Annotated in this window: 22 protein-coding genes; 3 read left to right on the top strand and 19 right to left on the bottom strand. The window is 64.0% G+C overall.

What is annotated here, in order from left to right; all coding sequences use genetic code 11:
* Genes prsR through KVP70_RS13095 form a run of 3 tightly spaced genes read right to left on the bottom strand, consistent with a single transcriptional unit; the run spans position 1 to position 4,761 of the window.
* Entirely contained in the window at positions 1–1,347 is a 1,347-nt protein-coding gene (gene prsR / locus KVP70_RS13085) for a PEP-CTERM-box response regulator transcription factor (RefSeq protein WP_217942667.1), read from the bottom strand.
* Between the two features lie 16 nt (positions 1,348–1,363).
* Positions 1,364–3,379 carry an XrtA/PEP-CTERM system histidine kinase PrsK gene (gene prsK, locus KVP70_RS13090; protein WP_217942668.1) on the bottom strand — a complete coding sequence of 672 codons (2,016 nt, stop codon included), beginning with the start codon at positions 3,377–3,379 and terminating at the stop codon, positions 1,364–1,366.
* Positions 3,379–4,761, bottom strand: coding sequence for a TIGR03013 family XrtA/PEP-CTERM system glycosyltransferase (locus tag KVP70_RS13095; protein ID WP_217942669.1), 1,383 nt, complete (start codon positions 4,759–4,761; stop codon positions 3,379–3,381). Before KVP70_RS13095 ends, prsK begins: the two co-directional genes overlap by 1 nt.
* A gap of 184 nt (positions 4,762–4,945) precedes the next feature.
* Here KVP70_RS13095 and nadB point away from each other — a divergent pair, with 184 nt between their 5' ends.
* Complete coding sequence (nadB, locus tag KVP70_RS13100) at positions 4,946–6,559, top strand: L-aspartate oxidase (protein WP_217942670.1); 1,614 nt, start codon at positions 4,946–4,948, stop codon at positions 6,557–6,559.
* Positions 6,560–6,568: 9 nt separating this feature from the next.
* The gene (locus KVP70_RS13105; RefSeq protein ID WP_217942671.1) at positions 6,569–7,105 is read left to right on the top strand and encodes a GNAT family N-acetyltransferase; all 537 of its coding nucleotides are present in this window, start codon (positions 6,569–6,571) and stop codon (positions 7,103–7,105) included.
* A 37-nt stretch (positions 7,106–7,142) separates the two neighbouring features.
* Here the strand turns inward: KVP70_RS13105 and KVP70_RS34245 are convergent, their stop codons facing one another.
* Entirely contained in the window at positions 7,143–7,922 is a 780-nt protein-coding gene (locus tag KVP70_RS34245) for a PEP-CTERM sorting domain-containing protein (RefSeq protein WP_229224793.1), read from the bottom strand.
* Positions 7,923–8,024: 102 nt separating this feature from the next.
* Positions 8,025–8,600 (bottom strand): TetR/AcrR family transcriptional regulator, encoded by a 576-nt coding sequence (locus tag KVP70_RS13115; RefSeq protein WP_217942672.1) that lies wholly within the window; start codon positions 8,598–8,600, stop codon positions 8,025–8,027.
* A gap of 62 nt (positions 8,601–8,662) precedes the next feature.
* On the opposite strand from KVP70_RS13115, the gene KVP70_RS13120 reads away from it, so the two are divergent.
* Positions 8,663–9,700, top strand: coding sequence for a DUF418 domain-containing protein (locus tag KVP70_RS13120; protein WP_217942673.1), 1,038 nt, complete (start codon positions 8,663–8,665; stop codon positions 9,698–9,700).
* A gap of 4 nt (positions 9,701–9,704) precedes the next feature.
* Here the strand turns inward: KVP70_RS13120 and nadC are convergent, their stop codons facing one another.
* From nadC to KVP70_RS13190, 14 genes are all read right to left on the bottom strand, one after another.
* A complete protein-coding gene (gene nadC, locus KVP70_RS13125) occupies positions 9,705–10,571 on the bottom strand; it encodes a carboxylating nicotinate-nucleotide diphosphorylase (protein WP_217942674.1) in 867 nt (288 codons plus the stop codon).
* Positions 10,568–11,713, bottom strand: coding sequence for a quinolinate synthase NadA (gene nadA, locus KVP70_RS13130; RefSeq protein ID WP_217942675.1), 1,146 nt, complete (start codon positions 11,711–11,713; stop codon positions 10,568–10,570). The genes nadC and nadA overlap by 4 nt, the downstream gene beginning before the upstream one ends.
* A 91-nt stretch (positions 11,714–11,804) precedes the next feature.
* Positions 11,805–13,406 (bottom strand): ABC-F family ATPase, encoded by a 1,602-nt coding sequence (locus KVP70_RS13135; protein WP_217942676.1) that lies wholly within the window; start codon positions 13,404–13,406, stop codon positions 11,805–11,807.
* Between the two features lie 144 nt (positions 13,407–13,550).
* Positions 13,551–13,802: a hypothetical protein gene (locus KVP70_RS13140; RefSeq protein ID WP_217942677.1), complete on the bottom strand. Its 252-nt coding sequence runs from the start codon at positions 13,800–13,802 to the stop codon at positions 13,551–13,553.
* A complete protein-coding gene (locus KVP70_RS13145; RefSeq protein ID WP_217942678.1) occupies positions 13,799–14,206 on the bottom strand; it encodes a hypothetical protein in 408 nt (135 codons plus the stop codon). The genes KVP70_RS13140 and KVP70_RS13145 overlap by 4 nt, the downstream gene beginning before the upstream one ends.
* Positions 14,203–14,682, bottom strand: a complete 480-nt coding sequence (locus KVP70_RS13150; protein WP_217942679.1) for a lysozyme — start codon at positions 14,680–14,682, stop codon at positions 14,203–14,205. Before KVP70_RS13150 ends, KVP70_RS13145 begins: the two co-directional genes overlap by 4 nt.
* The gene (locus KVP70_RS13155) at positions 14,663–14,887 is read right to left on the bottom strand and encodes a DUF7940 domain-containing protein (protein ID WP_217942680.1); all 225 of its coding nucleotides are present in this window, start codon (positions 14,885–14,887) and stop codon (positions 14,663–14,665) included. The genes KVP70_RS13150 and KVP70_RS13155 overlap by 20 nt, the downstream gene beginning before the upstream one ends.
* A gap of 2 nt (positions 14,888–14,889) precedes the next feature.
* The gene (locus KVP70_RS13160; RefSeq protein ID WP_217942681.1) at positions 14,890–15,147 is read right to left on the bottom strand and encodes a hypothetical protein; all 258 of its coding nucleotides are present in this window, start codon (positions 15,145–15,147) and stop codon (positions 14,890–14,892) included.
* Positions 15,148–15,194: 47 nt separating this feature from the next.
* Entirely contained in the window at positions 15,195–15,608 is a 414-nt protein-coding gene (locus tag KVP70_RS13165; protein ID WP_217942682.1) for a hypothetical protein, read from the bottom strand.
* The gene (locus KVP70_RS13170; protein ID WP_217942683.1) at positions 15,605–17,629 is read right to left on the bottom strand and encodes a hypothetical protein; all 2,025 of its coding nucleotides are present in this window, start codon (positions 17,627–17,629) and stop codon (positions 15,605–15,607) included. Before KVP70_RS13170 ends, KVP70_RS13165 begins: the two co-directional genes overlap by 4 nt.
* Positions 17,626–18,678: a hypothetical protein gene (locus tag KVP70_RS13175; RefSeq protein ID WP_217942684.1), complete on the bottom strand. Its 1,053-nt coding sequence runs from the start codon at positions 18,676–18,678 to the stop codon at positions 17,626–17,628. The genes KVP70_RS13170 and KVP70_RS13175 overlap by 4 nt, the downstream gene beginning before the upstream one ends.
* A complete protein-coding gene (locus tag KVP70_RS13180; protein WP_217942685.1) occupies positions 18,678–24,923 on the bottom strand; it encodes a hypothetical protein in 6,246 nt (2,081 codons plus the stop codon). The genes KVP70_RS13175 and KVP70_RS13180 overlap by 1 nt, the downstream gene beginning before the upstream one ends.
* Complete coding sequence (locus KVP70_RS13185) at positions 24,923–25,228, bottom strand: phage tail assembly chaperone (protein WP_439897411.1); 306 nt, start codon at positions 25,226–25,228, stop codon at positions 24,923–24,925. Before KVP70_RS13185 ends, KVP70_RS13180 begins: the two co-directional genes overlap by 1 nt.
* Complete coding sequence (locus tag KVP70_RS13190) at positions 25,225–25,725, bottom strand: hypothetical protein (protein ID WP_217942687.1); 501 nt, start codon at positions 25,723–25,725, stop codon at positions 25,225–25,227. Before KVP70_RS13190 ends, KVP70_RS13185 begins: the two co-directional genes overlap by 4 nt.
* Positions 25,726–25,738: the final 13 nt, after the last annotated feature.

Genomic DNA, 25,738 nt, shown 5'->3' on the forward strand with positions numbered 1-25,738 from the left:
CTACTTCAGGCCGTGGTGGTTCATCAGGTCGTACAGGGTCGGCCGGCTGACTCCCAGCAACTCGGCGGCCTTGACGATGTTGCCGTCGACCCGCGCCAGCGCCTGTACCATCACCTTGTACTCGGCGGCGTCGCGCGCCTGCCGCAGGTTGACGCTGGCTTCGGCGGCGGCGCTGTCAGGCAGGCCCAGGTCCGACGGTGTGATCTGTGGACCGTCGGCCATGATGACGGCCCGCCGTATGCAGTTCTCCATCTCGCGCACATTGCCCGGCCAGGGATAGGCCTCGATCGCCGCCAGGGCCTCGGGGCTGAAATGCAGGGCCGAGCGCGACTCGCTGGCGCAAAACTTGTTCTTGAAATGGTGCGCCAGCAAGGCGCTGTCGCCGACGCGCTCGCGCAGCGGCGGTATCGACAGCACGATCTCGCTGAGCCGGTAGAACAGGTCCTCGCGAAACCGTCCGCTTTCGGCCAGCGCCTTCAGGTTCTGGTGGGTGGCGCAGACGATGCGCACATCGATGCTGATCTCGCTGCGTCCGCCCACCCGCTCGATCACGCGTTCCTGCAGGAAGCGCAGCAGCTTGGCCTGCAGCGGCATCGCCATGTCGCCGATCTCGTCCAGGAAGAAGGTGCCGCCGTGCGCCAGTTCCAGCTTGCCCAACGTCTGCCGCTGGGCGCCGGTGAACGCGCCTTTTTCGTAGCCGAACAGTTCGCTTTCCAGCAGCTGCTCGGGGATGGCGGCGCAATTGATGGCGACAAAGCGCTTGTCGTGCCGCGCACTGAGGCGGTGCAGGCCGCGCGCGATCAACTCCTTGCCGCTGCCCGAATCGCCCAGCAGCATCACCGTCGCCGACGACGGCGCCACCCGCTCCACGCTGCGGCACACCTTGAGCATGCCGGGGTCGCGGCTGATGATGCCGGCCAGCGGCGAGTCCGACTGGATCTGCAGCATGCGACGGTTTTCCTGCTGCATCGCATGCAGGTAGTAGGCCCGCGCCACCACCAGCGACAGCGTGTCCGCGTCGAGCGGCTTCTGGTGGAAATCATAGGCGCCCATGGCGATCGCTTTCAGCGCGTGCTCGCGGGCCTGGTTGCCGGACAGGATGATGACCTTGGTATCCGGCGCCGCCGCCAGCATTTGCTGCAGCAAGGCCAAGCCTTCGCGCGCGCCGTCCGGGTCGGGCGGCAAGCCCAGGTCCATGGTCACCACCGCCGGCTGGTGCCGGCGCAGTTGCGACATCGCCGACTCGCGGTCGTGCGCCAGCACCACCTCGTAGGCATCCAGGCTCCAGCGCAGCTGCTTCTGCAGGCCCGCATCGTCTTCCACCACCAGCAATTTACTTTTTCCCATGTCACTCCTCTCGCGATCAGGCTGCCGCCGCATCCACATGCAGCGGCAGGACCAGGCGGAACGTGGTGCCGCGCGACGGTACGCTGCTCACCTCCAGGCGGCCGCCGATTTCGCGCGCATACTCGCGGCTCTCGAACACGCCTATGCCCATGCCGGCGCGCTTGGTTGATTCAAACGGCTGGAACAGCCGCTCGCGGATGAATTGTTCGCTCATGCCGTGGCCCGTGTCGCTCAGTTCGATCACGGCGGCGGCATCGCCGCGCAGCAGGCGCATGGCCACGCGGCCGTTGCGCGGGGTCGCTTCCACCGCGTTCAGGATCAGGTGGCCGATCACCCGTTCCAGGCGCTGGCGGTTGGCCAGCACCACCAGTCCGTCCGCGCACAACTCCAGCGCCGGCCGTGGTTCCAGTTGCGCGTAGCCGCGCATCAGCTGCTCCAGCAGGGTTTCCAGCTGCAGGGGCGCGGCCTGCTCGGCCACCTCGTCGCGGCGCAGCTTGAGCAGCAGCGACTTCATCTTGCTCAGTGTATGGGCCAGCGTTTCCAGCATGTCTTCCTGGAACGCTGGATTGGCCTGGTGTCGTTCGGCATTCACCAACAGCAACGACAGCTGCGACACCAGGTTCTTCAAGTCGTGCACGACAAAGGTCGACATGCGGTTGAACGATTCAAACTGCCGCGCCACCGCCAGGCTGTTGGCCGATGCCTGATGTGCAAGATAGCTCGCCGCCTGCCGGCCGGCTATTTTCAGCACGTCGCAGACCTCCCAATTCAACAGCAGCCTGGCGCGCGGCGGCGCCAGGCAGATGTAGCCGTACAGGCTACGTTCCAGCATCAACGGCACCACCAGCCGCAGCGCGTCGGCGTCAACCAGCCAGGACGGCAAGGCCGCCAGACCATAGCGCTGCGGATGGTCGCGCCACTCGGCCACATCGATGACCCAGCCGCGCGCCGCCAGAAACGTGCACAGTGCGCCGTCGGCCGCTTCCACCGCCTGCGGCAGCGGCATGTTCCAGCGCGCCACCGCCTGGAAGTCGGCGCCTTCGCGGCGCAGCCACAGCAGCCCCGCGGGGCTCTCGACCAATTCCGCCACCGCCTGGATCGCCCGCTGCGGCAGCGCCGCGCTGTCTTCGGCCAGCGCGTGGGTAAAGCGCTGCCATTCCCGCCGGTAGTCGTAGCGCCCCTGATAAAAGTGCTTGCTGATGAAGACCTTTAGCCGCGAGCGGACCGTGCCGGAAAACAGCACGCCCGACAGCAACAGCGCCGCCCCGAACAGGCAGGCCAGCTGCATCAAAGTACCCCACACGCCGCCGATGTAGCGCAGATACCAGGCGCTGGCCGCCATCGCCATCAGGTACAGCGCCGAACCCAGCAGCGCCGCCGAGCCGAACATGATCTGGCGCGACAGCGACAAGCCTGCGGTCCACACCGGGTTGCGCGCCACCGCCAGGGCCAACAAGGGAACACTCAATGCGTTGACCGCGCCGCGCGCGGCCCAGATCTCATCGTTGACGCGATGAAACAGCAGCGCTTCGCTGTACAGGTAGAAGTCGTAGGCGAACAGGGCGCCCGCGCCCAGGCAGGCAAACTTGATGCCCCAGCGCGAGGATGGCGGCGTGCCCCGGTACAGATGCTCGACCAGCAGCATGCCCAGCACCGCCAGCCCGAGGCGGATGACGATCGCCGCCAACGCCCGCCCGTCGGCCGCCGCCAGCCACGCCAGCACCGCCAGCACGCCCACCGCGGCCAGCCAGCCGCGCCGCCGCGCACCGCCGCCGGACAATACCAACAGCAACGCCAGCCAGGCCGTGGTGCGCAGTGCTTCCAGTCCATCCATCGCCGCCAGCAGGCCGGCGCGCCAGGCCGATCCGGCGGCCGCCAGCGCCGCCCATGTTGCCGTCGCCACGCAAGCCGCCCCGAAGGCGCCCGCATGGCCGCGCTGCCGCCAACCGCCGCGCAGCAGCAAGGCCGCCAACAACGCAAACGCCAGCGCCGCCAGCCCGTAGCTAAAGCCGGCCACCAGCGACCAGGACATCAACGCCCGCCCTTGCCGAACAGCACCACCTGCACCGTGTCGATCAGGATCAGCAAATCGAGGAACAGGCTGTTGTTTTTCACATAATACAAATCGTATTGCAACTTGCGCAGCGCGTCCTCGACCGAGGCGCCGTAGCTGTAGCGCACTTGCGCCAGCCCGGTGATGCCAGGCTTGATGCTGTGACGCACGTTGTAGTAGGCTATTTCGCCGCGCAACTGTTCGACAAAATAGGCCCGCTCCGGGCGCGGTCCGACAAAACTCATCTCGCCCTTGAACACATTCAACATCTGCGGCAGCTCATCGATGCGCAGCTTGCGTATCCAGTGGCCGACCATGGTCACGCGCGGATCGTTCAGCACCGCCCACTTGGGCGTGCCGTCCTGTTCGGCGTCGGGCCGCATGCTGCGGAACTTCAGCACCTTGAACAATCGGTTGTCGCGCCCCACCCGCTCCTGCTGATAAAACACCGGCCCACCATCCTCGAGACGGATCGCCAGCGCCGTCAGCAGCATCACCGGCATGGCCGCCAGGCAGATCGCGCCGCTGGCCACCAGGTCGAACGCGCGCTTGACCGCCGCCCGCAGCAAGCTCTGGTCGAAGCCGCCGCCGAAGATCAGATAGCTCGGCTGCAAGGAGTCGACCCGGATCTGGCAAGCCTCGCGCTCGAAGAAGGTGGCGGCGTCGGTCACCGGCACGCCGCCCAGCGCGCACTCCAGCAATTGCCGAACCGGGAACGCACCATTGCGGCGGTCGCCGACCGACACCACGATCTCGTCGGCCGCATAGCGCCGCGCCAGCGACAGCAGCGACAGGTCGGCCGGCAGCAGCAGCGAGTCCGGCACGCAGGACACTTCCCCGGCCACCGGCACGAAACCGACCACCTTGAACGCATGGAAGCCGACGCTGCTGGCGCCCAGCTCCAGGCATTCGCGCGCGGTGGCGCCGTCGCCGATGACGATCAGGCGCTGTTCCAGCATGCTCGACTGCGCGGAGGTGAACACCACCAGCCGCGCCAGCAGCACCGCCGCCCCGCCCAGCACGAACACCACGCTGCCGACGCGGCCGAACTGCGCGCCCGGCAGCATGTTCGACAGCAAGCTCATCAAGCCAAAGCCCAGCACGAACGACGGCAGGATGCGCAGCAAGGTGCTCTTGATGTCTTCCCTGGATTGATTGTGCTGGTACATGCCCAGCGTGCCCATGCTCAGCACCATGACCAGCGCGAACGCCAGCGCCGGCAGGTACAGCTGGTCGCCGCCATGCCGTCCCTTGAGCCACAGCGGCGCACTGGCCACGGCGGCCGTCAACAGTACCAGCAACTCCAGCAACAACAGCATGAAGGCTATTTTAGACACATAATGGTGGAATATCCTGATCACGATCCGCTCCCCGACACCAAACGGCGGTGTAGCTCCGATCATCGCCAACTGGCGGCGCTTGCACTTTGAGCGGCCACAATTGGCTGGTCGGTTCCGGCCTAAAAACCCGGAAAATCAGCCGGATATGACGCGTTCATGACAAATGGTCTATAGTCATGGTTCTCAACCGCATCCAAACGTAATCATGAAATTTGATGTTGCAATTGTCGGCAGCGGATTGGCCGGCCTGTCGGTCGCCCTCCACCTGGCCGAAACGCGCACAGTCGCGATCATTTCCAAACGTGCGCTGAAGGATGGCGCCAGCAACTGGGCCCAGGGCGGCATTGCCGCCGTGCTCGATTCCGGCGACAGCCACACCCAGCACATCGACGACACCCTGGTCGCCGGCGGCGGCCTGTGCGACGAGAGCGCCACGCGCTACATCGTCGAGCACGGCCGCGAGGCGATCGAATGGCTGATCGAACAAGGCGTGCCCTTCACCAAGGACGACTCGGCCGAACTGGGTTTCCACCTGACCCGCGAAGGCGGCCACAGCCAGCGCCGCATCATCCACGCGGCCGACGCCACCGGCCACGCGGTGCAGGTCACGCTGGAGGAAAAGGTCCGCGCCCATCCGAACATCACGCTGTTCGAGCACCATTGCGCGATCGACCTGATCACCTCGGACAAGCTGCACCCGCTCAAGAAGGCCAACGCCCAGCCCAAGTGCTACGGCCTGTACGTGCAGGACGAGAAGACCGGCCAGGTGCTGACCTTCGCCGCCGAGCACACGGTGATGGCCACCGGCGGCGCCGGCAAGGTCTATCTGTACACCACCAATCCCGACACCGCCAGCGGCGACGGCATCGCCATGGCCTGGCGCGCCGGCTGCCGCGTGTCGAACATGGAATTCATCCAGTTCCATCCGACCTGCCTGTACCATCCCTACGCCAAGTCCTTCCTGATCACCGAGGCGATCCGCGGCGAAGGCGGCCTGCTCAAGCTGCCGCCGGAAGCGGGCGCCGCCGCCGGCAAGCGCTTCATGCTGGCCCACGACGAACGCGCCGAACTGGCGCCGCGCGACGTGGTGGCGCGCGCCATCGACTTCGAGATCAAGAAACGCGGCCTCGACTATGTGCACCTGGACATCAGCCACAAACCGGCCGAGTTCCTGATCGAGCACTTCCCGACCATCTACGCGCGTTGCCTGGAACTGGGCATCGACATCACCAGGCAGCCGATCCCTATCGTGCCGGCCGCGCACTACACCTGCGGCGGCGTGGTCACCGACCTGCACGGCCGCACCGACCTGCCCGGCCTGTACGCGGTGGGCGAAACCGCCTGCACCGGCCTGCACGGCGCCAACCGCCTGGCCAGCAATTCGCTGCTGGAATGCGTGGTCATCGGCCGCGCCTGCGCCACCGACATCGCGGCCAAGGAAAAAGGCGAAGTGCCCTACCTGCCGGACTGGGACGAAAGCCGCGTCACCGACGCCGACGAGGAAGTGGTCATCTCCCACAACTGGGACGAGCTGCGCCGCTTCATGTGGAATTATGTCGGCATCGTGCGCACCACCAAGCGCCTGGAGCGGGCCCAGCACCGTATCGCGCTGCTGAAGGAAGAAATCGACGAGTACTACCGCAACTTCCGCATCACGCACGACTTGCTGGAGCTGCGCAACCTGGTCGACGTGGCCAACCTGATCGTCAACAGCGCCCTGCAGCGGCACGAAAGCCGCGGCCTGCATTTCAGCCGCGACTACCCCGAGACGCTGCCGAAAGCGCTGCCGAGCATCCTGACGCCGGCGCGCCGCAAGTAAGGGGCGGGCGTGATCACCGTGCGCGCAGCCCTGGCGGCCGACATCCCCGCGATGGAAGCACTGATCGCCCGTTCCGGCATAGCGCTGAGCGACGGCTTCTACAGCCCGGAGCAGGCTGTGGCGATCACCCGCCACGTGTTCGGCGTCGATACGCAACTGGTCGCCGATCAAACTTATTTTTTGATTGAAAAGCATGGGGAGCTGGTGGCCTGCGGCGGCTGGAGCAAGCGCAGCACGCTGTTCGGCGCCGACCGCACCAAGCAAGGCGCCGATCCGCTGCTCGATCCGGCCACGGAAGCGGCGCGCATCCGCGCCTTCTTCGTCGAGCCGTCAGCGGCCCGGCAAGGCTTGGGCCGGCTGCTGCTGAGCCATTGCACCGAGGCGGCGGGCGCCGCCGGTTTCCGCACGCTGGAACTGGCCGCCACTATGCCGGGCGTGCCCTTGTACCTGGCCTGCGGCTTTGCGATGGTGGAGCGGTTCGAGATTACACTGCCGGACGACATCAAGGTGCCGCTGGCAAAAATGCGGAAAAGTATCAACACCTAGCGCCGGCCGGCATCGGCCGCCGGCGCCCTCAACCGGATTAAGCCGATTTCTTGCGACGCGCCATATAGCCCAGCAGGCCCAGGCCAGCCAGCAGCATGCCGTAGGTGGTAGGCTCAGGCACTGACGGCGTCACGGCGCCGAAGCCATCCAGATAGGCATAGCCGGTGTGGCCGGTTGGCTGGCAATCGGCGGCCAGCAGCGACAGCGTGAAGCTGTGGCCGGACAGCGACTGGTCGATGCTCAGTTGCTCCACTTGCCAGCTTGGCGTGTAGAACAGATTGCCTTCTTTGGCGAAGCGGCTGTCCACGCCCGAACCGCTGAAGCCGGCGTTGTAGCTACGGCTGATCAGCAACTGGCCGGTGGTGTCGTCGGTCAGGGTCAGCTTCATCAGCGCCGATTCATATTCCTGGTGGCCGCCGTTTTCCAGCACGGCTTTCCAGGCGAAGTAGATGTTTGCGTCGGTGTAGTTGCTGACTTTTTGACTGATCGCGGTCGCATAGCCGCCGCTGGTGGTGTCTTCGGCGCGGTATGAATAGTTGCCGTTGTACACGGTCGAACCCAGCAGTGAGCCCAGGTTGGGATCGACATAGCTGCTGCCGACCACAGCGCCGCGGCTGCCATTGTCACCGTTCAGGTTGCCACCTGGCAGGAATTGCGAAGGCTGCATGCTGTTGTTGGTGCCGGCGCGATAGCCGCCGCCGGTGGTCCAGCCGCCCGTGGTGCCGGCCTCGAAACCGCCATTGTAGAACCCATCCGCGTGCGCCATGCCCGTCAGACCCACCATTGCCACCACCGCCGCCAATAATTGTTTTTTCATCCACCTACTCCTTTAATTAATGCTATAAAAATGACAAGGCAGATTATATTGCATTTAAGGAATTCATAATGGTAAATTTTTACATATTTGCATGCAAATTTTTCATGCCACTTGCAGCGCATGAGCGATAAAATCCAATAATTCCGCGCGCGCAGGCGCCGTTTGCGCCACCTCGCCCAGTACCGCCCTCAGCGCCTGGCCTTCCACCAGATCCAGTATCACGTTCGCGGTCTCCGCCGGAAAGGCGCATCGGCGCAGCCGGCCGCTGTCCCCACCCTGCTCCAGCAAACCCACCAGCGCCGCCAGCAAGCCTTGCCGATTGCCGGCAAACGTCGCCGCGATGGCCGGGTTCCGCACCGCCTCGGCGACCAGCTCCAGCGTCATCAACGCATTCTCGGGCCGCCCCGCAAAGTCGAGGTAGGCGCCGGCGAAGCGCGTCAAGGCTGCGGCCGGATCGCCCTCCGCCTGCAGGTGGGCGATGAATGGCGCCAAGTCGCCCGCCTCCAGCGCGGCGATCTCGGCCAGCACCGCCTCCTTGCCCGAAAAGTGATTGTAGAGATTGCCCAGGCTGATGCCCGCCTCCGCGGCGATATCGCGCACACCGGTCTGGTGGTAGCCCTTGCGCAGAAAACAGGCGCAGGCGGCCTCCACGATCAATTGCTTTCTTGACTCTGCCATAAGGACCTCATACCATGAACGAACGTTCGTTCATCATACTTCAAACCAGATGAGGAAACCACATGCAACATCAGAAACAACGTCTTGAAGGGCTGGACCTGGCCCGATTCCTTGCCTTTGTCGGCATGGTGATCGTCAACTTTCGCATGGCGATGGGTATCAAGGAGGGCGACAGCCTGCTGGCCGTGCTCACCGGCGCGCTGGAAGGCCGGGCCGCCGCCTGCTTTGTTGTGCTGGCCGGCATAGGCCTGGGCATCGCCGCCGCCGGCAACGACCATGCCCAAACCGTCGCCGTCACGCTGCGCCGCGCCGTCTTCCTGCTGGTGCTGGGCTTGTGCAACATGCTGCTGTTCGAAGCGGACATCCTGCACTACTACGCCTTCTATTTCCTGTTTGGCGCATTGCTGCTGAGGCTGTCGTGGCAGGCGCTGGCGGCCTGCATCCTCGCCATGGACCTGCTGTTCGCCGGGCTGGTGTTGACGCAGAATTACAGCGCGGGCTGGGATTGGCACAGCTACACTTACAGTGGCTTCTGGACGCCAACCGGCTTCGGCCGCAACCTGCTGTTCAACGGCTGGCATCCGGTGTTGCCGTGGCTGGGCTTTCTGCTGCTGGGAATGCTGCTCGGCCGGCTGCCGTTGGGCCGGCGCGCGATCCAGCACCGGATGATCGCCTGGGGCGGCGCCACGCTGCTGGCGGCGGAAAGTATCAGCCTGCTGCTGCGCGCCGCCCTGCCCGGGCTGTCCGAGCTGCTGACGACCAAGCCGATACCGCCCATGCCTTTATATCTGCTGGCCAGTTCCGGCGGCGCCGTGCTGGTGATCGGCCTGTGCCTGCGCAGCGCAGCCTGGCTGCAGCGCAAGCGGGTGTTGCAGCTGGCCACGCCGGCGGGCCGCCAGACGTTGACGCTGTACATCGCGCACGTGCTGCTGGGTATGGGAACCTTGGAAGCCCTGGGCCTGCTCAGCGGCCAGGGCGTGGCGACGGCGGTAACGGCCGCGCTGCTGTTCTGCGTGGCCGCCAGCGCCTGTGCCTGGTGGTGGTCGCGCCATTTCCAGCGCGGGCCGGTGGAAGCGCTGATGCGCAAGCTGGCCGGCTGACGCCTTAGCCGACGATGCGCAAGGAGTAATCCGTTGCGCGCACATCCTTGGTCAGGCTGCCGATCGAAATACGGTCCACGCCGGTCTCGGCGATGGCGCGCACGGTATCGAAGTTGATGCCGCCGGAAGCTTCCAGCAAGGCGCGGCCGGCGTTGAGCCGCACCGCGTCGCGCATCATGTCGAGGCTGAAGTTGTCGAGCAGAATGGAGGTGGCGTCGGCCGCCAGCGCCTCCTCCAGCTCGGCGATGCTTTCCACTTCGACCTGGATCGACACGCCCTTGTCCAGGCGCTTGGCCGCCAGCACCGCCGCGGTGATGCCGCCGGCCGCCGCGATATGGTTTTCCTTGATCAGGATGCCGTCATACAGCGCCAGTCTCTGGTTCTGTCCGCCACCCACGCGCACCGCGTACTTCTGCGCCAGACGCAGGCCAGGCATGGTCTTGCGGGTATCGAGGATGGCCGCGCGGGTGCCGGCGATGACGTCGACATACTTGCGGGTGGCGCTCGCGACGCCCGACAGCAGCTGCAGGAAATTCAGCGCGGCGCGCTCGGCCGTCAGCAGTGCGCGTGCCGGGCCCTGGATGGTGCAGACCAGGCTGTCGGCCTTCATCAGATCGCCTTCAGCGTATTGCCAGTCGATCTCGATGCCCGCCTGCATGCAGTTCATGATGCCTTCGAACCAGGGCGCGCCGCACAGCACCGCATCCTCGCGCACGATCACGCGCGCGGTGGCGCGGCCGCCGACCGGCACCAGCAGGCCGGTCAGGTCGCCGCTGCCCACGTCTTCCAGCAGAGCCGCCAGCATATTGGCCTCGAAGGCCGTCCGCAAAGCGTCATCGAAAGGTGCAAAGGTGTTGACTAAGGTACTCATGCCGGACCGATTCCCGAAAACAGTTTAGCTTCTTTCGCCAGGTCAGCGCCTGGCTGCACCCTGGCCTTCTTGGCCGCCGCGAAATCGAGCATGCGGTTGATGGACGTCACCGCCTGCTTGCCGATCTCCGGATCGACGTGGATCTCGTTGGCGGAGCTGTTGTCCATATTCTCCAGCACGTCGGCCAGGTTTTGCAGGCCGTTCATCGCCATCCATGGGCAATGCGCGCAGCTCTTGCAGCTGGCGCTGTTGCCGGCGGTCGGCGCTTCGATGAAACGCTTGCCCGGCGCGGCGGCGCGCATCTTGTGCAGGATGCCGTTGTCGGTGGCGACGATGAAGGTATCGGCGTCGGACTCGACGGCGGCGTTGATGATCTGCGTGGTCGAGCCGACCACGTCCGCCAGCGCCACCACATTGGCCGGCGATTCGGGGTGCACCAGCACCTTGGCGTTCGGATAGTCGGCCTTCAGCAGTTCCAGTTCGATGCCCTTGAATTCGTCGTGCACCAGGCAGGAGCCTTGCCACAGCAGCATGTCGGCGCCGGTCTGTTTCTGGATGTAGGAGCCCAGGTGCTTGTCCGGCGCCCACAAAATTTTCTTGCCCTGCTCGTGCAGGTGCTTGACGATGTCCAGGCCGATCGACGAGGTCACCATCCAGTCGGCGCGCGCCTTGACGGCGGCGCTGGTGTTGGCGTACACGACGACGGTGCGGTCCGGATGGGCATCGCAAAAGGCGGTGAATTCATCGACCGGGCAGCCCAGGTCGAGCGAACAGGTGGCGTCCAGGTCCGGCATCAGGATGCGCTTTTCCGGGCTGAGGATCTTGGCGGTCTCGCCCATGAAGCGCACGCCGGCCACCACCAGCGTCTTGGCCGGATGGTCGCGGCCGAAGCGCGCCATCTCCAGCGAATCGGAGACGCAGCCGCCGGTTTCTTCCGCCAGGTCTTGCAGGTCGGCGTCGACATAATAGTGGGAAACGAGCACCGCCTGCTTTTCGATCAGCAAGCGCTTGATGCGCTCCTTGAGGGCGATGCGTTGTTCGGCGGATGGCGTCGCCGGCGTGCGCGCCCAGGCGTGGGCGGTGCAGCTGGCGCCGTCTTGTGGATGCTCGTACTCGACGGATTTGATCTCTATGGTTTGCATGGTGTTCAGTGAGCGTAAAACGTGAGGCAATAACTATCGCACATTGCAAAGAATCCCGCTGGCGGCGGGATTCTTAGTTTCGGGGCCAGGCTTAATCGATGCCCTGGCTGGTCAGGTAGTCTTCATAGTTGCCGCGGAAATCGATGATCTCGTTTTCCTTGATCTCGATGATGCGGTTGGCCAGCGACGACACGAATTCGCGATCGTGCGAGACGAAGATCAGCGTGCCGGCGTATTTTTCCAGCGCGATGTTCAGCGACTCGATCGATTCCATGTCCATGTGGTTGGTCGGCTCATCGAGCAGCAGCACGTTGTGGCGGCCCAGCATCAGCTTGCCGTACATCATGCGGCCCTTCTCGCCGCCGGACAGCACCTTGACCGATTTCTTCACCTCGTCGCCGCCGAACAGCAGGCGGCCCAGGATGGAGCGCACGGCCTGGTCGTCGTCGCCTTCCTGGGTCCAGTCGCCCATCCAGTCGGTCAGCGTGGTGTCCTTGGCGAACTCTTCGGTCGGGTCCTGCGGCATGTAGCCGACGTTGGCGTTCTCGGCCCACTTGACCATGCCGTGGTCGGCGTGCAGGTGGGCGATGTCGTCGCCGCCGATGCAACGCAGCAGCGTGGTCTTGCCGGCGCCGTTGGCGCCGATGATGGCGATGCGTTCGCCCGCTTCCACCATGATGCTGAAGTTGTTGAACAGCTGGCGGTCGTATTTCTTGGAGATCGAATCGACCTCGACGGCCAGGCGGTGCAGCTTCTTCTCGCCGTCGAAACGCACGAACGGATAGGCGCGCGACGATGGCTTGATGTCGTCGACCTTGATCTTCTCGATCTGCTTGGCGCGCGAGGTGGCCTGGCGGGCCTTGGACTTGTTGGCGGCGAAGCGGCGTACGAAGTCCTGCAGCTCGGCGACTTTGTCCTTGGCCTTGGCGTTGTTGGCCAGTTGCTGGTTGCGGGCCTGGGTCGAGGCGAACATGTACTCGTCGTAATTGCCCGGATAGATCTTCAAGGTGCCGTAGTCCATGTCGGCCACGTGGGTGCAGACCTGGTTGAGGAAGTGGCGATCGTGGGAAATGATGATCATGGTCGAATTGCGCTCGTTGAGCACGTCTTCCAGCCAACGGATCGTATTGATGTCCAGGTTGTTGGTCGGTTCGTCAAGCAACAGGATGTCCGGATTCGAGAACAGCGCCTGCGCCAGCAGCACGCGCAGTTTCCAGCCCGGCGACACATTGCTCATCGGCCCCTTGTGCAGGTCGATCGCCACGCCGGCGCCCAGCAGCAGCTCGCCCGCGCGCGATTCGGCGGTGTAGCCGTCGTACTCGGAGACTTTGCCTTCCAGCTCGGCGGCCTTCATGTAGTCGTCGTCGGTGGCTTCCGGATTGGCGTAGATGGCGTCGCGTTCCTGCATCGCCGCCCACATTTCGGTGTGGCCCATCATCACCACGTCGAGCACGCGCATGTCTTCGTACGCGAACTGGTCCTGGCGCAGCTTGCCCAGGCGCTCGTTCGTATCCAGCATCACGTTGCCGCCCGACGGCTCCAGGTCGCCGCCCAGGATTTTCATGAAGGTGGACTTGCCGCAACCGTTGGCGCCGATCAGGCCATAGCGGTTGCCATCGCCGAATTTGACGGAAATGTTTTCGAACAGCGGCTTGGCGCCGAATTGCATGGTGATGTTTGCTGTACTTAGCATGTTAAATATGGACTTTTCTGAATAAAATCATGCCGTTAGGCGGAAAGGCAGCATTATACAACACCCACCATGAACAACTGTATATGACAGTGAAAATCAATGACTTACAACTGTATATTCAACGAGGCGCGACCGTTGCTCAGCCTACAGGCAACCGGCCAGCGCCGCTTCCAGTTCCCCCTCGTACTTCCGGCCGCGCGGCCAGTCGCGGGCCAGCGCCAGGACCTTGTCGCCGTCGGTGGCATCGAGCGACAGCGCACCGAATTCGAAGTCCGGCCGAGCCGGCGATTCCTTCACGCACGGGGTGTAGACCGGCACGTTGACGATCTGCGGCGCCGGCGCCGGCGGCGCGCTGCCGCAGCCGGCCAAGGCCAGCACCAGGATCAGCTTTTTCATTTGATATCCTTCAGCAGCTGGTTGACGGCCGGCATGGCCTCGGTGCAGGTCGCGGCGCGGGTGCCAGCCAAGCTGGCCAGTGCGCCATCGAAGCGCCGGCCATTTGCCGCGGCCAACTTCTGAGCAGCCTCGCCGCGCGCCTCCGCCTCGCGCGCCAGCGTGGCCTGCGCCAGGACCGCCGTGTTCTGGGTGCCGATTGCGACGCGCAACCCGGCGCTGACGCCCCGCTCTGTCTTCAGGTCGGCGCGCGCGATGTCGCGATCGTGGGCCGCCAGCCACCACTCGAAGCCCAGGCCGCCGGCCGTGGTCAGCAGTAGCACGGCCAGGACGATGGCGCCGACCTTCCACAGGCCGCCCGTGACTGCGCCGCCGGCGGCGCCGGCCAGGTCTCCGAGGGCGCTCACTCCAGGCCCCGCAAGCAGATGTCGCGCTCCGCGGCGCGCCGGCGAGTCAGGCCGCGATTCTCAGTGATGCCGATCTTGTTCCACGCCATCAACGCCTCGCAGCCGCCGCCGGCGTCGCCCGCGTTCGTGCGCCGCGCCATGCTCGATCCGCAGAACGCCGTCACTCCGATGTTGTAGGTCACGTCGGTGTAGGCGATCTTCTGGCCGTCGGCCATCGGAACATGGATGCACGCCATCATGCCCTCGGCATGGCGCGCCAGGTCGCGGTCCAGCTGCGCCTTGCACTGCTCAGGCGTGTAGGTGCGGCCCCACTGTGCATCCTCGGTGGCGCCGGTGCAGTAGGTCAGCACGCCGCCCTGGTCGCGGTAGGTCTTCGTGACCGTGCCTTCGAAGAGTGGCGTCAGCGCCAGCACGCCGGCCGCCGCCACGCTGCCGATGATCGCGGCCAGACTGCGGTTACTTGGCCGGGTCATCATGGATCTCCTGTTGCGCCAGCAGGCGCGATGCGAATGCGCCAATCGACACCAGCATGGCGATGCCGGCGAAGATGCCGTTCGGGATGCCGGCCGGCTGAATCTGGCCGACGACTACTTCTGCGCCGCCGAGGATGGCGGCGGCGGCCGTGAACTTCAAGCTCCACGCCTTCTTCAGGATGGCCTGCCAGTTTTCTACGAGTTGCATTTTTAGCCTTTCGGTATGTGGTTCAGGAGCCAGGTCAGGCCGGCGCCAATGGATGAGGCGGCACCGCCCACCAGCATCAGGGTCTTCCAGCCGCCCTTCGCTTCGGACAACTGGGCCAGGACCGCGTCCAGCTTCGCGCCCATCGCTGCCTGGCTGGCTTTGAGGTCGATCATGCCGGCGGTCAGGTGGCTGACTTCAGCCTCCAATGTGGCGATGCTGATTCGGGCCTCGATAAGCGCGTCTTGATTTGGATCTGGCATAGCGCCCTTTCGACGTGTTGCCCGTGCGCGGGCTTGGTGGGTGTGATTTATGGGATCGCCGCGGCGGCGATGAACAGCGCATCGGCCTCGGCGTCCGTCTTGTTAAGCGCCGCGATGGCGAACAACACGAGAGGATCGTCGCGACGCACGGTCTGGGCGGTGGCCCATTTGATGCGCGCCAGATCACCGTCAGGGCCGGTCATCGCGGCCAGCAGATCCTCCCAGGGAGTGAGCCAGCCAGCCAAGTACAGCTGGGTGCGGGCGTTGAGCATCGGGATGACGGCGGGTACTACTGGCGGCACCGGGATCGGGTCGGGAGTGCCTTCATCGATCGTGGAAGTGCCAGGGGCGCCGACGACCGAGAAGAAGTAGTCGATGCCATCGCAGTGGTAGCGGTCGCTCATGGCTACGGCAGATCGGAATGGGCCGAACTGGCCATTGGCTGTTTTCAGGGTCTTCATGCGGCGGACTCGATTCGACGGATGGATGTTCCGATTGCGGTCTGCGTTGATACCCACGCCTCGTTGGCCGCGCCTGGCACGCCAACGTGTGCCAGCACATCAAGCGCGGGAAGCGACCGGATGCCGTTCGGGGTGTAGACCGCAATCGGTGAGGAGGTGCTGCCGGGTAGCACGAGAGACGTAGCTCCGGCCGTGAGTAATTGCCAGCTGCGAGAGCCGTCCCTCGGGCGAAGTCCAACGTCCCCCATATCCACTCCGGATGCGGGGGAAGCCAGTAGCGCTGGCGAGGAGCTGGAGCAGTCAAAACGCAACTGGCAGCTCTTCAGGGTTGCTGATGTTACCGAGAAGCGGGCGACCGTGCCGACAGGCGCCAACGCGCCAATGGCCCCTATCGTTTCGGCCACGGTGAGCGGCGTGCCGGTGCTTATAGTTCCCGCCGTATCTGTGACAGTCCCCGCTATGCCGGAGAATGAGGCTTGCGTCAGATACGCCACTTTGGTCGTCGACAGCTCGACGTAATCTAGAGACCCAAACGTCCCCATTGTGGAGGAGTTCAAATTGACCGAGCTGACCGCCTCGGTCGTAGACGTCAACTTGAAGATCGCTCCGTACGATGTAGTGTTAATGTAGAAAACAACGATATTACCGCTGCCATTCATGAAGGCGACACAATCCGCAGCCGTGGCTGCTGTAGAGGCAGCAGCTCCAGGCGCCATGCTCGAGCCGGAGATGGTGAAGGGCTGGCAGTAGAGGCCACTAGTGCCGGCGCTGACGATGCGGGCCACACTGCCAGTCGCAAAGACCCTTGGTGCCGTAGCCGTTCCGCTGAGCGCTGACTCGGCACCGATGGTGGGCGCCGTCCCGGATAGAGAGATGGTGCGCGCCCCTGTGGCGCTGCCGGTAGACAGCACATACCCGAGAACCCAAGAAGCTCCGACGCCGCGCAGCGCGCTCATATCGACAATATTACTGGAGGTGGCCACCGAATTCAGACCGGCGGTATTGGGCGTAACTCCGACACCAGAAATTGTCAGGGTCAGTGAGTACAGCGTGCTGGCGTTTGCATATGCCACCAGCACCTGATTGGCAGTGGAAAGCGCCATCCTTGCACAGCCGTTACTCACGTTGCCAAGGAACACTGGGCTACCCCAGCTCTGGGAGGACGCGTCGTAGACCACAACGTACGTAGGCCCGCCGCTGAGGAATACCATAAGCATGGTGCGGTTCGCGTCGACCGCCAGGCGGGCAATATTATTGCCAGTAATCCACGACGGGACATCGAGCATGGCGGTGACGCCCACTTTGCTGATCCCGGTCATAATCCACACGCCGGCTGAGGTGGTGTTATCGGCCAGGCCGAACACCGCCGTGGTGCCGGGCCGTACCCAACCAAGCACATTGCCGGCGCCGTCCTGGATACCGTGGTAGAACTCTCCAGTGGTGTTGTCACACACAAACTGCAGGGCAGCCTTTACGCAGGTGGTGGCGACGGGCAGTTGGACGTATTGGCCAGGGAGAGTGGCGGCCAGCTTGATGGCTGCGGCTGATGTGCTGACCAAAGAGATGCTGCCTGTGATTGTTGCGCCACCCAGGCCGAGGGGGTATAGCTGCAGAGCCCAGTGCGTCGGGTCGAGGCTCGGGTCAGTCGTGCCCGCGCCAGCGCCGATGCGGCGGTAGCCAAACCGGCCCGATGATAGCGGAGACCAGACCACGTCGCCATCGGCGTACGTGGTGCCGCTCACCCACTTGATCGCGTTGGAGGCATTGGCAGCAGCAGTCGCAGCGGAAGCTGCATCCATGGCCGATGCGGCCGCCGCAGCCGCCAGGGCCGTAGCCGTGGCAGCGTCAGTAGTGACCTGGCTGGCGGTCGTATTCATCTGCGCGGTCATCGTGTTCAGCTCGGGCACCATGGCCTTCTGGGCGAGCACGCTCGCAGCAGCCTTGATGCTGAACTGCTCTGCGCCATCGACAGCCGGATCCGGATTAGCCGGGAGCGGGGTAATAACTTGCGTAATCGTCATGTGAGGGCCCGGAATTCGATTGGTGCGGTTTTTCCGCTGTTGGAAATAGGGACGCTCCATTGCCCCAGGAAGCCGTAGGCCAAGCCCATGGCGTAGGAAGACGTCGCGATGATCACGATCTCCACGTCGGTGTATTGCGTGAGCAGCCTGTATGCCTCGTCCTCGAAGCCAAGATTGATTCGGACTTCGAAATTCAGGCGCTTTGCGTTTGCGCGCTTGACCATCGTGATGACGCCCAACTCCTCCTTGCTGGTGGAATAGCTGAGGACGCCACCGGTGAGTTCCCACTGCGTGCTGCCAATGGTTCGGCTCTTGCCGATGAAGCAGCAGCCCAGGCCCGCATCGACGGTGCCGTTGTCCACGGTGATGGTGAGCGCGCTGTCCGGGTATGGTGGGACGTCATCGAAAACCACGTCTGTCAGCTGGGTCAGATCCTCGTAGTACCAGTCGTACCAGTTCAGCACGTCATGGCTCAGCAACCGCTTTGTTTTGCTGTACCCGCTCACCGCCTGGGAAACGGTGGCGCTGGCGCCGGTGATATTGAGGAGCGTGATGGTGTTGACGAGCGCCCCCGGCGTGATGACCTGGGTAATGCTCCGTGGAGCAACCGTCTGGCTCTGCACCGATTTATCGAACATGAGCCAGCGGTTGGTCGCGCCAACAACCGTCCACTTCGTCACGTCCGACACAGGATTTCCGACGTTGGCGGCGATCACCGACTGGTACAGCAGATGGGAGTTTGCTGTGATCACGGTAACGATGTCGCCCAGCGCGTAGGTGGCGCCCGAAGAGTAGGTCCCATACACCAGACCCATGGGCTTCCACCATGCCGGCGAGCTGGCTGGTGCATGGTTTGTATTGGCTGCCGCCAGCGACTGATATACCTGCTGAGAGTTGTTTGCGCCGGAGACGCCCCGCACATCACCAAGGCCATACGTGGAACCGCTACTCCATTCCACCTCCTTGATCTCCGGGACAGTGCTGCTGCTCAGCAGTGCATCCGTCATCGACAGCGGGCGGATGATGCGAAAGTCCGATTCAACTGGCATTACGCCTCCTCTTTCGTGCGCATGGCGTTGCCGCCATCGGTGACAATTTCCAGCGTGTCAGCCACGCGCTTCATGTCGCGCCCCATAGGCGCACTCCATGTCGAGTTGTCGCTGCGAAGTGCAGCCACTTCCGCACGCAGCGCGCGAATCTCGGCCACCAGTTCGGCGTTGCCGCCGCCGGCGTTCGATTGCGTGTACGGACGGTTGGACGCAGCAGGCGTGATCGATTCGCCCTGATGCACAAGGGCCAGGCCTGTCTGGCTTATGTAGTCGGTGCCGACGTCGAAGCTCGGCACCTTCAAGCCGAACTGCGCGGCAATGATGCTGTTGGTCTGCGTCAGGCTTGCTGCTGCCTGCGCGCGCGCCAGGCGCAGATCGAACGACGTCACGGCGTTGGCTTCCGCCAGGTCGAGCATCGCTTTCGACAGGCTTGGCAGCAACTTCGCCGCGTCCTGATCGCCGGAGCGCGCCTGCCCCGTCGCGATGGCAAATGCCGCCTGCGAACTGGCGTAGGACTGCTCACCACCACCATCGATCAGGCCGCGGATACGCTTCACCTCATCGGTGATCGAATCGGTCAGGCCCTGCCATGCGGATTTCAGCGCCTCGGCAGCGCGCTTCGACTCCTCGGCCGCCTGCTGCTGGGCCTGAGCCATGGCCGCAGCAACCTGAGCGGCCTGTTGGTCAGCTACATGCTTGTCTTGCGCGTCGTAAATTGCCTGCTGAAGGGCGCGATCCTGAACGCCGAGTGCGGCAAGCGCTTGTTGACGCTGAAGGACGGTGGCCGCCGCATCATTGCCCTGCGCTTGCAGAAGCTGAACTTGCAGGCTGCCCGTCTTGGCCTTGTCGATCGCCGCATAAGTGGACTCCTTGAGCGCGCGCTCAGTGTCCGAGAGGGCGGCAATCTCCGCCCGGCGCTGCAGGTTGACAGCCTCCTGCGACAACCCTTGAGCGTTGAGGAGTTCGACGGTCAAGCTATCAACACTGGCCTTGGCCTTCGCAGCCTGCTCGGCGGCCCACATCGTCCGAGTAGCATCCGCTACGGCCGGCGACAAGCCAATCATGGCATTGGTATGTTGCTGCTCAAGAACCGCAGCCGCGGCAGCCTGGTCACCGGTTGCGGCGGCAGTTTGCGCCTGCAGCTGCAATATCGCGTTCGATTCCGCCAGCGCGTTGGTGCGCGCCTTCTCGGCATCCGCTGCAGCCCATGCCATGCGCGTCCAGTTCGCAACCTCGGCGGTCTGACCGACAAGCGACGCGGTGCGCTGATCTTCGGTGACGCGGGCCAGGCTGGCCTTGTCGTTGATGGTCGTGTAGTAGGCGGCCTGCTGCGTGAGTACCGCCGAACGATTTGCCATGGCGTCCGCATGGAATTTCTCGGCCGCCTGCGCTGCCCACAGTTCCTTGGTGGCTTGAGCGACGGCGGGTGTCAGGCCGGTCAAGGCGTTGATGTGTTGCTGCTCCAGCACTGCGGCGGCGCCGGCCTTATCACCGGTGGATGCAAGCAACTGGGCTTGCAATCCGAGGATCGCGTTCGACTCGTCCAGAGCATCCTTTTTCGCCTTCTCAGCAGCCTGCGCAGCCCAGGTGGCCTGCGTTGCGGCCGCCACCGCCGGAGTGAGGCCAACCAGCGATGCTGCATGCTGCTGTTCCAGAACCGCTGCCGCGCTGACTTTGTCGCCGTTGGCAGCGTACATTTGAGCTTGTAGGCCGAGGATGGTGGCCGTTTCCTGTGTTGCCGCGGCCAAATCCTGCTGGGCGTAGATCAGCTCTTGCGTCGGACGCAACGCCGCCGACATGCCGGCGAGTTCAGTTGCGCGGTTCGCCGCCAGCGCGCCAGCCTTGTCGCCCGTCAGCTCCATGAGCGTGATTTCCATCGCGCGTTTCTTCTCCAGCAATTCGGCAGCCTGTACCTGCTGGTATAGCGCCAGGTTGTGGGATGAAATCGCCTTCTCAGCTTTCTCCGCCAACTGCGCCTGCGACATCGTCAGATCGTCGAGCTTGTTCTGCAGGTCGGTGCGCTCGTCAGCAACTTCCTGCTCCGACTTAGTCAGGTCGACCGTGGCGGCATGGGTCTTGGCGAAGGCTTCAGACAGAGCCATCAGCGAGGCGTACTGCTGCGCGCCGGCGTCGGTGGCGAGAGCGCCGGAGTTGGCTAGGCCCAGCGCGTAGTCCTTGAACTGGTCGCGCGTGGTCAGGCTCTGCAGGCCCATGGCGGCCAGCTGGTCGGTGACGTACTTCTGCACCGGCGCCAGCTGCTCGGCCTTCGACAGGAAGTTCTGCGAGAACGAGTTCGTCTGGCTGTTCAGCTGGTCGATGCCGCCGGCCAGCTCGATCAGGTGCTCGCGCGCAGCGAGGCTGGCCATGCCTACCGGGCCGAACGTCGTGCCGGTAGCAGCCAGGATCGAGTCGAGCTTGGCGTAGTCGCCGGCGATACGCATGACGGTCTCGGCATAACCCTCGCCCACCTTGCGGAACTGGTCCATCTGCGGGAAGGCGGCCGACGCGATGTCGTCCATCGATTTCGAAATGACCGAGTTCAGCGCATCGGTCAGCGCCGTGCCGGTCAGCCCCTTGAGCGAGACCTTGGTGCTTTCCAGCGTCAGGCCGTCCAGCACCTTGGTCACGTCGGCGGCCGAGCCGCCCAGTGCCACCGATGCGGCCTGCAGGGACTTGTCCAGGTTCGTGAAGATCAGGCCAAATTGCTTCGACAGCTCATCATTCAAGCCCTGGGTCTGCACGGAGTTGCTGGTGCTCTTCGACAGGCCAAAGAAGCTCGACTTCGTGGTATCCACGCTGGCGTACTGGTCGAAGCCCTTCCCGTCCTGGAGACTACGCACACTGCCGCCATACTGAAGGCCGGAATCAACAATGTTCTGAGTCGTCTTGCCCCAGATGCTTTTGAGGCCGCCGACGATTGCCCCACCGATGGCGCCGACCATCATGCCTACGGGGCCAGCGATATAACCGCCGATCATCGAGCCAACCTGCGCGCCGGCGGCGATGGATGCCCCAGTCGACTTGCCGATTGTGCCGGTCTGGATGCCCATGTTGGTGCCGTCGGTGACGCCCGGCGTGCGCACCACCAGGTTGGTCAGGCCAACCATCGACGCCTCGATCGCCTTGAGCGACGTCAGCATGCCCTGGTTGATCGGGACCAGCAGGTCGGTATTCGCCGACATCTGCTCGATCGAATGGCGCACCGAGTCCGACTTCGCGGAGCTGTCGCCGAACACCGAACCGGTGCCTTGTGCTTTCTGGACGTCGGCGGCCGACTGCCCGCCACCACCGCCACCACCGCCGCTGAGCGCAACGCCCAGGCCAGTCACGATGGCGGCCATGGCGGCCATGCGAACGAACGCCGAGTAGGGATCACCCTCACCCTGCGTCAGCACCGCGTTGACGCCTTTGATCAGGCTGAGCGCAATCTCGGCGCCCTGCAACGCCACGGTCGCTGCGTGCATGGCCTGGTAGCCGCGCGAGCCCTCAGCGAAGAATCCCTGGGCAGCGGACGTCATGCCGGCGTAGCCTTGGATCTGCGATTGGGCACCGGCCAGCTGGGCGCGGTTGATCGCCTCGATCTTTGCCGGATCGTCATCGGCCTGCTTCTTGGCGAGGGCCAGGTCCTTCTGCGCGCGCAGCTGCCCTTCCATGCCCTTGGCATATGCCTGGAACATGCCGCCCAGTGCCTTGCCGCCGGCGCCGAAGGCGGACGTCAGGCTATCGGCGATGCTCTGGCCAGCGCGCTGCCAATCCTTGATCGCCTGGTCGGCCATCTTGTCCTTGAACTGGCCGGCCTGCTGCTGATCCATGCCTGCGGCAATGCGCGCACGCGCGGCGCGCACGTCCTCCAGATATTTCAGGATGACTGGCGCCTGCGCCAACTCGGCGTCGGTGGCGCCGAACAGCACCTGCTCGGCCATGAACTGCTGCTGGGCCGCGATGGCAGCATCCAGGCGGGCGATGTTCTCGCGCTCGACGGCACCCTTCGATGTTTCGTGCGCGGCGTTCGACTCTTCCAGTTTTTTAGCCTCTTGATCCAGGCCGGCGAGGTATTTATTTGTGGCATCCTCGGATGCGGATGCAATCGCATCCAGGCGCAGGGATTCCTTGGCGGTCAGGAGGTTCTGCTCATCCTGCGCATTCACGCCGGCGGCCGCGCGCTTCGCCTCGATGTCGTTGATCTGCTTGGCATGCTTCGCCGCCTCAGCAGCGGTCGCGTTGTGGTACGCCCGCAGGTCAGCGATCTGCTTGGTGTAGCCGTCGATCTGGTCCTTCGCCGCGGCGGCCGCGTAGTCGCGCTTGTTCTGGTAATACTCGGCGTCACCCATCTTTCCGGCGGCATGGAACATGTCGTCCATCTTCGACATGGTGTCGTACATCTGCTTCTCGGCGCCGACCAGGTCCTGGATGCGGGCGAGCCGGTCCGCCAACTCGGTACTCTCGACCTGATTGACCTTTGCCTTCGGCTCACGGCCTTCGGTATCACGGAACGTTGGAGTGCCGACGTACACGGACTTGGCCAGCGCCATCTGGGCATCCTGTTGGATTTTCAGGCTGTACCCGGCGTATGCAACCTGCACCGCACGCGACTTCTCCGCATAATCGGTATCGACCTTCAGGCGTGCGTCTGCCTCGGCCTTGTGCTTGGCCGTCATCACGGTTTCGCGCTCGGCGCCCGCCTTTGCGAAGGCGTCGTATTGCCCGGCAAGCTTTGCCTGCTGGGTCACGTAAGCGACGTTCTCCTCCGCCATTTCGGCGGCCTTTGCGGCAGCCAGGCGCTTCCCGGAATCGGAGAAGCCGATATCCCAGAAACTGGAGTTCTTGGCGTTGTCGTTAGCCAGGCCTTTGTACTTCGAGTCGATGTCATCGCGCGCGGACTTGTGGTCAGCCCATGCCGATGCTTGCTGCAGCAGTGTCGTGGCATTGCCGACTTTGTTCGCAACCCAGATGAACACGTCAGCCAAGGAGCGGCCCCACTCGTGCAGTTGCTGATTCTTTGAGAGCTCGTTGACTTCCTTGTTCGCGTCCTTGAGGTGGTCGGTCAGCGCCATGACGCCGATGGTCAGCACCTCGGTGAAGGTCTCGCCGATGACGGTCTTCAGGTCCTCGGTGTAGCGCTGCATGGACTTCAGCTGCTTGCCGGCCGTGTCCATCGAGGCCTCGTAGGTGCCGGCGATGTCGGTCCCGCGTTCGAGCACGGCGTTCAGGCGCGCCTGCACCCGCTCGTTCTCGGTCAGCTCTTTCGTGCTCTTGCCAAGCTCGGCCGCCATCTGCTGATACGCCGCCTGCAGGTTCACGTTGATGCCGATGTTGCGCAGGATCAGGGTGTTGCCGCGAGCGACGCCGTTGACCAGGCGGTCGAAGGCCTCGGACGAATTGATGTTGCCGATCACCGCGGCATCCTGCGCGATTCGGGCCAGGCCGGTCGCATTGGTCAGGTCGACGTGTGCCTGCACCAGCTTGATTGCCGACTGGCGCGACTCGATCATGGTGATGCCTTGACGCGCGATGGCGTCGGTGGCCGTGTCCATCTGCGTCTTGGTGTAGCCAGCGTTCTTGCCGACGACGGTCGACACGATGCCCAGCGTCTCGTAACGCGCGGCCAGCAGCGCGGCGTCCTTGATGTATTCGGTCAGCTTCAGTGCGCCGTAGCCAGCCGCCAGGATCTTGATGGCGTCGGTCAGTACGTTGGTCTGCTTCGCCGCCTGAGCTTTAGCATCGGCCGCCCCTTTGATCGCTTCCTCGTAGGCCTTCAGCTTTGCCACGGAGGCCTCAGCCTCCCGCGAGACGCCCAGCTGCGCCGCTTGATAGGCGGCCAGCTGCGAGCGGCTCATGCCCACTGTGGCGGCCTGCTCGCGTAGCTTCTCGATGAAGAGCTGGGAGCCGATGGTCATCTGCTGAGAGGAGGCCCCCAGCGCGACGTTGGCCTGGGCTGCTGCGCGCGCCTCGGTGGCCTGGGCTTGCATGATCTTGGCCGTGTCGGACATCTGGCCATTGGTGGCCTGGGTGCGCTCTCCGGTGCGCGCACTCGCCGCGCCCAGCGCCTCAACCGCCTTAGCCGCATCGGTGCCGTAACGCCAGACCTTGGCGCTCGCCTCGCTCATTCCATCCGCCGCCTTGGCGACCTTATCGATCTTCGGCTCTACAGCTGTTGCGGACGCACCAAGGGCATCAAGTGCCTTAGTGCCTTCCACAACAGGCCGCGAATCCATGCCGAGTCCGATTGAGGCGATATCAGGCATCACTTTTCCTTCTTGTATTGTTGCGACAGGAACAGGTCATCGATTTGGTCGATGACCGTGTGTTCGGATGGGGTGAGCACGACCTGCTGGCGGGTGCACCAGGCGAGAACTTCCTCGCTGGTGATGGGGTTTGGCCCCATACCGTTCTGCCTCTTGCGGCTGAGCTTGAGGAACAGCAGCCAGAGGTATTCAAGCTCCAGCGGCACCTCAGGCGCCGCCGGCGCGTCATCCGCCTTGTAGAGCGGGTGACGCTTAGCGGCATCAACGTGATCACCGACTGCGTTGCCGTCGGCGGCCTTGCTTATTCGTTCGAACTGGTGTTTGGCGAAGGCAAGGAGGTTGGCGACGAGAGCTTCATAAAATTTGCGTCCACAGCCAGCGCGGCGGAGATCAGATCAACCCAGGTTGGATACTTGGCGAAGCCCTGTTTTACGAGCGCCTTATCGAACGGCACTTCGACGCCGGCGCTGGTGAAGCCCTTCCAGCCCACAACAACGGCCAGCGCCAGGCGCTCTTGATTGCCGTCGATCAGGTCGACCAGCTTCACAGCACCCTCGTCGGTCTTGGCATCGATGGCGGTTTGGCGCTTCGCCGCGCGCTTGTGACCCTCGGCGCGCAGGGCATGGCTTTCGGCCTGGTATTCGGGGCTATTCTTGCCGACGATGACCAGGCTGGCGATCGCGTCGCCGTCGTCGTTGAACAGCACGTTCACGTCGAAAGTGACCGGCGCGGCCAGATCAACAGGAGTGGTCAAGTTCAGGATATCGAAGCCGACAGCGGCGATGGTTTGAGCAGCGTTCATGGGTAGTACCTTT

The sequence above is a fragment of the Duganella violaceipulchra genome, from assembly GCF_019166075.1.
Lineage (GTDB): Bacteria > Pseudomonadota > Gammaproteobacteria > Burkholderiales > Burkholderiaceae_D > Rugamonas > Rugamonas violaceipulchra.

Bases quoted from the DNA above. Each gene is read 5' to 3' on its own strand.
- KVP70_RS13190 (WP_217942687.1), bottom strand. From the start codon at position 25,725: ATGAACGCTGCTCAAACCATCGCCGCTGTCGGCTTCGATATCCTGAAC.
- nadB (WP_217942670.1), top strand. From the start codon at position 4,946: ATGAAATTTGATGTTGCAATTGTCGGCAGCGGATTGGCCGGCCTGTCG.
- KVP70_RS13120 (WP_217942673.1), top strand. From the start codon at position 8,663: ATGCAACATCAGAAACAACGTCTTGAAGGGCTGGACCTGGCCCGATTC.
- prsR (WP_217942667.1), bottom strand. From the start codon at position 1,347: ATGGGAAAAAGTAAATTGCTGGTGGTGGAAGACGATGCGGGCCTGCAG.
- prsK (WP_217942668.1), bottom strand. From the start codon at position 3,379: ATGTCCTGGTCGCTGGTGGCCGGCTTTAGCTACGGGCTGGCGGCGCTG.
- KVP70_RS13140 (WP_217942677.1), bottom strand. From the start codon at position 13,802: ATGAAAAAGCTGATCCTGGTGCTGGCCTTGGCCGGCTGCGGCAGCGCG.
- KVP70_RS13160 (WP_217942681.1), bottom strand. From the start codon at position 15,147: ATGCCAGATCCAAATCAAGACGCGCTTATCGAGGCCCGAATCAGCATC.
- KVP70_RS13170 (WP_217942683.1), bottom strand. From the start codon at position 17,629: ATGACGATTACGCAAGTTATTACCCCGCTCCCGGCTAATCCGGATCCG.
- KVP70_RS13115 (WP_217942672.1), bottom strand. From the start codon at position 8,600: ATGGCAGAGTCAAGAAAGCAATTGATCGTGGAGGCCGCCTGCGCCTGT.
- KVP70_RS13150 (WP_217942679.1), bottom strand. From the start codon at position 14,682: ATGATGACCCGGCCAAGTAACCGCAGTCTGGCCGCGATCATCGGCAGC.
- KVP70_RS13180 (WP_217942685.1), bottom strand. From the start codon at position 24,923: ATGCCTGATATCGCCTCAATCGGACTCGGCATGGATTCGCGGCCTGTT.
- KVP70_RS13135 (WP_217942676.1), bottom strand. From the start codon at position 13,406: ATGCTAAGTACAGCAAACATCACCATGCAATTCGGCGCCAAGCCGCTG.
- KVP70_RS13155 (WP_217942680.1), bottom strand. From the start codon at position 14,887: ATGCAACTCGTAGAAAACTGGCAGGCCATCCTGAAGAAGGCGTGGAGC.
- nadA (WP_217942675.1), bottom strand. From the start codon at position 11,713: ATGCAAACCATAGAGATCAAATCCGTCGAGTACGAGCATCCACAAGAC.
- KVP70_RS34245 (WP_229224793.1), bottom strand. From the start codon at position 7,922: ATGAAAAAACAATTATTGGCGGCGGTGGTGGCAATGGTGGGTCTGACG.
- nadC (WP_217942674.1), bottom strand. From the start codon at position 10,571: ATGAGTACCTTAGTCAACACCTTTGCACCTTTCGATGACGCTTTGCGG.
- KVP70_RS13175 (WP_217942684.1), bottom strand. From the start codon at position 18,678: ATGCCAGTTGAATCGGACTTTCGCATCATCCGCCCGCTGTCGATGACG.
- KVP70_RS13165 (WP_217942682.1), bottom strand. From the start codon at position 15,608: ATGAAGACCCTGAAAACAGCCAATGGCCAGTTCGGCCCATTCCGATCT.